Below are 1,449 nucleotides of genomic sequence, written 5' to 3'. Positions count from 1 at the left end.
AATACTTCTCAGGCAAATGCTTTAGACGGTCACAAAGTCAACTACATGGGCAACTTTGCAACCAGAAACGACAATTTTATATTGTCTTATAATGGCTCTATGCTTGGCGAGTGGGATTGGATTGATACATACATCAATGCGGTATGGCTATGTAATGCCCTGCAAGTTCAGCTTATGGCTATGTTTGAAACTGCTAACCGTATTCCATACACAGAGGCAGGATATAGCTTAATTCGTGCAAACTGCAAAGATATTATTGAACGTGCTTTAAATAACGGTGTTATTGATGTGGGCGTTAATATGTCAAATGCTCAAAAGGCAGAATTAACACGTCTGTTAGGTGCTGATTATTCACAAGAGATCTATACAAATGGTTATTTCCTGCAGATTGTAGATGCAACCGCATCAATCAGACAGCAGAGAAAGACACCATCAATGAACCTTGTATATACTTATGGCGGATCAGTACATAAGCTAGTTGTACCTGCAACCGCAGTAGTTTAAGTTTTAATTTGACGGTGCATATAGATAATATATGCACCATGTTAAAAACAGATTAAAGAGGATTAAAAAAAATGGCAGTCGGAAATATTACAGATGCAGATGCAATTATTATTCTAACCGTTGATAATTTATATCCTAGCGGAGTTCAGATTCAGGGGTTTTCTACTGATACCGCTTGGACTGCAGGAGATGCAACAATTGCAGAGGCTAGAATGGGCGTTGATGGTAAATTAAGCGCAGGCTATACACCATCACCAAGAACAATTAACCTATCACTGGAGGCAAGCTCACCATCACTTGAAGTAATGCGTAACATTATTTCAACCTCACAAATGACTAAAGGTGTATTCACCTGTTCTATGCAGATCACTATACCAGCACAGGGCAAAGAATATAAGCTATCTAACGGTGTTTTACAGGTCGGTCACGATATATCAGATGGTAAGAAAGTGCTTGATCCTAGCCAGTTCACTTTCATTTTTGAGAGTTGCAAACCATCATCTATTTAATAGATGAATTTTGTTTAACATACGCAAATCAAGGCTATTAAGTAAATCAATATACAAAATATATCTGATTCTACTTAATAGCCTTTTTTTAGGCTAAAATATAGATAGGGTTAAAAATTAACCTCGTTTTATTCGCTCTAAGAACGTATGCTTAGAGTGCTTTTTCAATCATAGGACAAACAAAAATGAGAAAAAACAAAAATATAACTATTGTAGATAACGGAAACGAGATTAAATTCAAAATCACTGCTTTAAGTGCCATGCAACAGCAGAGATGGCTTGCAAAGGCATTTACTACACTTGCAGAATGTGGCTTGCTAGAAATGGATGTGTCAAGCCTTGATATTTCTCAGATTGTGAACGCTATTAAGGCAAAGGGTTTAGGCTTTTTGGGGCGTTTAGATTCTGATAAGGTCAACGATCTACTTATTGAGCT

General features: G+C 37.1%; 3 protein-coding genes. All 3 read left to right on the top strand.

Annotated features, from left to right (window positions below):
• Nucleotides 1-504, top strand: a 504-nt coding sequence (locus tag ACJML3_RS01880; protein ID WP_406020134.1) for a DUF3383 family protein, incomplete at its 5' end; no start/stop codon positions are given.
• A 71-nt stretch (nt 505-575) separates the two neighbouring features.
• Complete coding sequence (locus tag ACJML3_RS01875) at nt 576-1,013, top strand: phage tail fiber protein (protein ID WP_406020132.1); 438 nt, start codon at nt 576-578, stop codon at nt 1,011-1,013.
• Nucleotides 1,014-1,198: 185 nt separating this feature from the next.
• Nucleotides 1,199-1,449 (top strand): hypothetical protein (locus ACJML3_RS01870; protein WP_406020130.1); only part of this gene is annotated, 251 nt, incomplete at its 3' end.

The organism is Succinivibrio sp. (assembly GCF_045124615.1).
In the GTDB taxonomy this organism is placed as follows: Bacteria; Pseudomonadota; Gammaproteobacteria; order Enterobacterales; family Succinivibrionaceae; genus Succinivibrio; species Succinivibrio faecicola.
Note: the sequence above shows the minus strand (reverse complement) of the source record. Positions and strands in the feature narration are given on the sequence as shown.